At 70.9% G+C, this 5,001-nt stretch carries 7 protein-coding genes; 1 reads left to right on the forward strand and 6 read right to left on the reverse strand.

The window, feature by feature from the left end:
- The 6 genes from argB to rpmH all read right to left on the reverse strand — a co-directional run.
- On the reverse strand, positions 1 to 776 hold a 776-nt coding region (gene argB, locus B8460_RS00600; protein ID WP_048859627.1), incomplete at its 3' end, for an acetylglutamate kinase.
- A 70-nt stretch (positions 777 to 846) separates the two neighbouring features.
- Positions 847 to 1,560, reverse strand: a complete 714-nt coding sequence (gene yihA, locus B8460_RS00605; protein WP_084623057.1) for a ribosome biogenesis GTP-binding protein YihA/YsxC — start codon at positions 1,558 to 1,560, stop codon at positions 847 to 849.
- Entirely contained in the window at positions 1,506 to 3,239 is a 1,734-nt protein-coding gene (yidC, locus tag B8460_RS00610; protein ID WP_048859628.1) for a membrane protein insertase YidC, read from the reverse strand. The genes yihA and yidC overlap by 55 nt, the downstream gene beginning before the upstream one ends.
- Entirely contained in the window at positions 3,239 to 3,559 is a 321-nt protein-coding gene (gene yidD / locus B8460_RS00615) for a membrane protein insertion efficiency factor YidD (RefSeq protein WP_048859629.1), read from the reverse strand. The genes yidC and yidD overlap by 1 nt, the downstream gene beginning before the upstream one ends.
- Positions 3,556 to 3,909 (reverse strand): ribonuclease P protein component, encoded by a 354-nt coding sequence (gene rnpA / locus B8460_RS00620; RefSeq protein WP_048859630.1) that lies wholly within the window; start codon positions 3,907 to 3,909, stop codon positions 3,556 to 3,558. Before rnpA ends, yidD begins: the two co-directional genes overlap by 4 nt.
- Positions 3,910 to 3,949: 40 nt before the next feature.
- Complete coding sequence (gene rpmH, locus B8460_RS00625) at positions 3,950 to 4,084, reverse strand: 50S ribosomal protein L34 (RefSeq protein ID WP_048859631.1); 135 nt, start codon at positions 4,082 to 4,084, stop codon at positions 3,950 to 3,952.
- Positions 4,085 to 4,262: 178 nt separating this feature from the next.
- On the opposite strand from rpmH, the gene B8460_RS00630 reads away from it, so the two are divergent.
- On the forward strand, positions 4,263 to 5,001 hold a 739-nt coding region (locus B8460_RS00630; protein ID WP_048859632.1), incomplete at its 3' end, for an FAD-dependent oxidoreductase.

Here is a 5,001-nt window from a genome sequence, read left to right on the forward strand (position 1 = left end):
TCGACCTTGGGGATCATGCCGCCGGTGATCACGCCCGCTTCGATCGCGGCACGGACCTCGGCGATGGTCATCTCGGGGATCAGCCGCCCCTCGGCGTCCAGCACGCCCGGCACGTCGGTGAGCATCAGCAGCCGCGTCGCATGCAGCGCCCCGGCGATCGCGCCCGCCGCCGTGTCGGCGTTGATGTTGTAGGTCTGCCCGTCTGCGCCGATACCGACCGGCGCGATCACCGGCGTCAGCCCCGCCCCCGTCAGGGCATGGATCACCCGCACGTCCACGTGCTCCGGCTCGCCCACGAAGCCGAGATCGAGCATGCGCTCGATGTTGCTGTCGGTGTCGCGCGTCGTGCGGCGCAGCGGGCGGGCGCGGATCATGCTGCCGTCCTTCCCGCACACGCCCACCGCCAGCGCGCCCGCGCGGTTGATCAGGTCGGCCACGTGTTTGTTGACGGTGCCGGCCAGCACCATCTCGACCACCTCGACCATCGCGGCGTCGGTCACCCGCAGCCCGTCCACGAAGGTGGACTGGATCGCGAGGCGGCGGAGCATGTCGTTGATCTGCGGGCCGCCGCCGTGGACGACGACGGGGTTGATGCCGACCTGCTTGAGCAGCGCGACATCGCGGCCGAACTCCGCCGCGAGCGCGGCGTCGCCCATCGCGTGGCCGCCGTATTTCACGACGATCGTATCGCCGGCATAGCGTCGCAGATAGGGCAGCGCCTGCGCCAGCACCCGCGCCTGTTCGGTGGCGGTCGCGATATCGATCGATGCGGTCATCGCAGCCTCTCTCCGCTCCTGTCCGTGGCCGCCCGCCTCGTGGGCGCCCGCCTCGTGGGCGCCTGTCGCGCTAGCCCGCGAGCAGGGTGGCGATGGCAGCGCGCAGCGCCGGGATGCCGGCGCCGTCCTCGCTGCTGGTGGCCAGGACATCCTGATGCGCGGCGGCGTGGCGGCGGGCAAGCCCCCGCACCTCGGACAGTTTGGACGCCAGCGCCGCCGGCTTGGTCCCGTCGGTCTTGGTCAGCACGAGCTGATAGGTGACGGCGGCGCGGTCGAGCAGCTCCATCACCGCCGTGTCCGATGCCTTGATCTCGATGCGCGCGTCCAGCAGCAGGAACACGCGGCGCAGGTTCGGCCGGCCGCGCAGATAGTCGAACATCAGCCCCTGCCAGTCCGCCTTGATGGATTTCGGCGCCTGCGCGTACCCGTAGCCGGGCATGTCCACGAGGGTCGCCTGTCCGTCGAGGTCGAAGAAATTGAGCTGCCGCGTCCGTCCCGGCTGGCCGGACGCGCGGGCGAGCGCGTTGTGGCCCGTCAGTGCGTTGAGCAGGCTGCTCTTGCCCACGTTCGACCGGCCGGCGAAGGCGATCTCCACCCCCGCCGCCGGCGGCAGCTGGTCGATCCGCTGGGACGCATAGAAGAACCGGCACGGCCGCGCGAACAGAAGACGGCCCGCCTCCTCGGCTGCAGCCGCCTCCGCCGCGCCGTCGGGCGCGTCGCCCCCGGCGGTCAGGTGCGCGCCAGGTTCGGCTTGGGCAGGGTGGCGCGACGCTGGATCAGCCATTGCTGCGCGATCGACAGGGTGTTGTTCCACGACCAGTAAATCACCAGCCCGGCCGGGAAATTAGCCAGCATGAAGGTGAAGATGACCGGCATGAACCGGAACAGCCGCGCCTGCACCGGATCGGGGGGCGCCGGGTTCAGCATCTGCTGCAGGTACATCGTGATGCCCATGATGATCGGCCAGGCACCGAGATGCAGGAAGTGGCTGTACTGGGACGGATCGAACGGCAGCAGACCGAACAGGTTGAACACCGTGGTCGGGTCCACCTGCGACAGATCGTGGATCCAGCCGAAGAACGGCGCCTGCCGCATTTCGATGGTGACGAAGATCACCTTATACAGCGAGAAGAACACCGGCACCTGCAGCAGCATCGGCAGACAGCCGCTTGCCGGGTTGACCTTCTCCTCGCGATAGAGGGTCATCATCTCGGACTGAACCTTGGCCGGCTCGTCCTTGTACTTCTCCTTGAGCGCCTGGATCTTCGGTGCCAACAGCTTCATCCGGCCCATCGACCGGTAGGAGTAGTTCGCCAGCGGGAAGAACAGCGCCTTCACAGCGACGGTGAAGACCATGATCGCGAGGCCGAAATTGCCGAGCACGGAGTTCAGCCAGTCGAGCGCGAGGAAGATCGGCTGCGTCAGGAACCAGAACCAGCCCCAGTCCACCGCGTAATCGAACATCTGGATATGCAGCCGGTCCTGGTACGACCGCAGCAGCGAGACGACCTTGGCCCCCGCGAACAGATGCGTCTCGATACCGGAATCCGCCCCCGGCGCGACCGTCACCGGCACGTTCGGGCGGTTGTCCACCTGATAGCCGCCGTTCTTGTAGATGAACCGCGTCGTCGTCTGCACGCCGGTCGGCGGGATCAGCGAGGTCAGCCAGTATTTGTCGGTGATGCCGGCCCAGCCGCCGACGCCGCTGCCCTCATAGGCGATGCCGTCGGCCTTTTCGGCCGCACTCTTGGCCGAGGAGTATTTCTCCTCGTGCAGCGTGCCGTCGACGACGCCGAGCAGGCCCTCGAACAGGATGTAGTAGCTGCTGCCCTTGGGCTCGAAGTCGCGGCGGATGCGCGCATACGGATAGAGCGCCACCGGCGCGCCCGACGCGTTGTGCACGCGCTGCGTCACGGTGAACATGTAGTTGTCGTCCACCGCGAGCGTGATCTCGAACGTCAGCCCCGCGCCGTTGTCCCACGACAGCGTGACCGGCTGCCCGGTCCGCAGCGTGGCGGCAGACGCCTTCCACACCGTATCGGCGTCCGGCAGCCGCCCCGGATTGGTCCCCGCCGCCGGCAGCCAGCCGTACTGCACGTAATACGGCTCGCCGTCCTTGCGCGGCTCCAGCAGGCGCACGCGCGGCGAATCCGGGTTGATCGTGTCGCGGTAGTCGTCGAGCACCAGATCGTCGATCCGCGCGCCGAGCAGGCTGACCGAGCCGGAGACGCGCGCGGCGGCGATCTTCAGCCGCGGCGCGTTGCGCGGAGGCGCCTTGACGGCGGCCGTGCCCTCGTCCGGCCCGCCTTCGCGGGGGGTCGCGGGCGAGGGCGGTGGCTGCTGCGTGTCGGCAACCGTCGCCGGCACCGGCGCGTGCGGCAGATAGGGCGCGACGAGGAAGCGCCAGCCCAGAAGGATCGCCAGCGAAAGGGCGATCGCGGAAAACAGCCGTTTCTGATCCATCAAGTCCCGTCCTGGCCCGGGCTGTCCCGGCGGTGGTCGGCGAAGCAGTGGCGCGGATCGCCTGTCGGGCGACCGGGCGGATCGTGGGTCGGGGCGGCAGCCGGCGGGACCGGATCGACGCCGCCCGGATGCCATGGGTGGCAGCGCAGGATCCGCCGCGCCGCGAGCCATCCGCCGCGCGCGGCGCCATGGGAGCGCAGCGCCTCCACGGCATAGTCCGAGCAACTGGGCCAGAAGCGGCAGTTGCAGCCAAGCACCGGGCGCAGCGTGTACTGATAGCCGCGCACCACGCCCGTCGCGAGCAGCGCGGGGAGGCTCATGGCAGCACGCCGGTCTTGCGCAGGGCGCGGCGCAGATCGTCCTGCAGCACGCGGAAGTCGCGCGCCCGCGTGCCCTCGCGGCCGATCAGCACCAGATCGTGACCGGCCGTCGCTGCCGCGGCAGGCTGATCCGCCGCGAGCACGAGGCGCGCGGCCTCGCGCAGCCGGCGACGGGTGCGGTTGCGCACCACGGCGTTGCCGATCTTCTTGGTCACGGTGAAGCCGACCCGGGGGGCACCGTCGTCCTCGCGCCGCCGCGCCTGCAGGACGAGGCCCGGCAGGGGCGCCTTGCGGCCCTTGGACGCGCACAGCAGGAAATCGCGTCGATGGCGCAGCCGTTCGGGACGCATGGCGCGGGCGACCTGGACGGGACCCGGTTGCCCCGTCGCGTCAGGCCGAGAGGCGCTGCCGGCCCTTGGCGCGACGGTTCGCCAGCACCTTGCGGCCGCCGACGGTCGCCATGCGGGCGCGGAAGCCATGCCGGCGCTTGCGTACGAGCTTCGACGGTTGATAGGTGCGCTTCACGACGTCTACTCCGATTGATGCGGGGCCCGCGCGCCATAAGGCGCGGCCGGCGACATGCGGCACCGGCGGACAGGCGGCGGCTTATAGGAGCGGCGCGGCCGGCCCGTCAATCTCGGCCCGCAGACTCCCACCCCGCCGCCGCCGCCGGCCGTAGCAACCGCCCCACGGAGAGACCCCCATGCCCCGCGCCCGACCGAGCGCCGACTTCGCCATCATCGGCGCCGGCGCCGCCGGATTGTCGGTCGCCTATGCCGCCGCCAATCTCGGCCTGCGTGTCGTGCTGGCCGAACATGGCCGGATGGGCGGGGACTGCCTCAATGTCGGATGCGTGCCGAGCAAGGCACTGCTGGCGGCGGCGCATGCCGCGCGCTCGGCCCGCCGCGCCGGGCGGCTCGGCGTGCATCTGCCGCCGCCGCGCATCGACTGGGACGGCGTGCGCGCGCATGTCCGCGCCGCGATCGATACCATCGCGCCGACCGATTCCGAGGCGCGCTATGCGGGCTTCGGCGTCGACGTGCGGCGCGCGACCGCCCGCTTCACCGCGCCCGAAACGCTCGACATCGGCGGCGCGGCGGTAACAGCGCGCCGCATCGTGGTCGCCGCCGGCTCGGCCCCCTCGGTGCCGCCCATCCCGGGGCTCGATGCCGTGCCCTATGTCACGAACGAGACGATCTTCGACGTGGCGGCGCGCCCGGAGCACCTCATCGTGCTGGGTGGCGGCGCGATCGGGCTGGAGATGGCGCAGGCCCACGCCGCGCTCGGTTGCCGGGTGACGGTGGTCGAGGCCGCGCGCATCGCGTCGCGGGAGGAGCCGGAACTGGCCGACGCGCTGCGCGCGGCGCTCGCCGCCGACGGGATCGAGGTGATCGAGGGCACGCCGGTCACGGCGGTCGAGCCCGGACCGGCGCTGCGGCTGG

This window comes from Acidisphaera rubrifaciens HS-AP3 (assembly GCF_000964365.1).
Taxonomy (GTDB): Bacteria; Pseudomonadota; Alphaproteobacteria; order Acetobacterales; family Acetobacteraceae; genus Acidisphaera; species Acidisphaera rubrifaciens.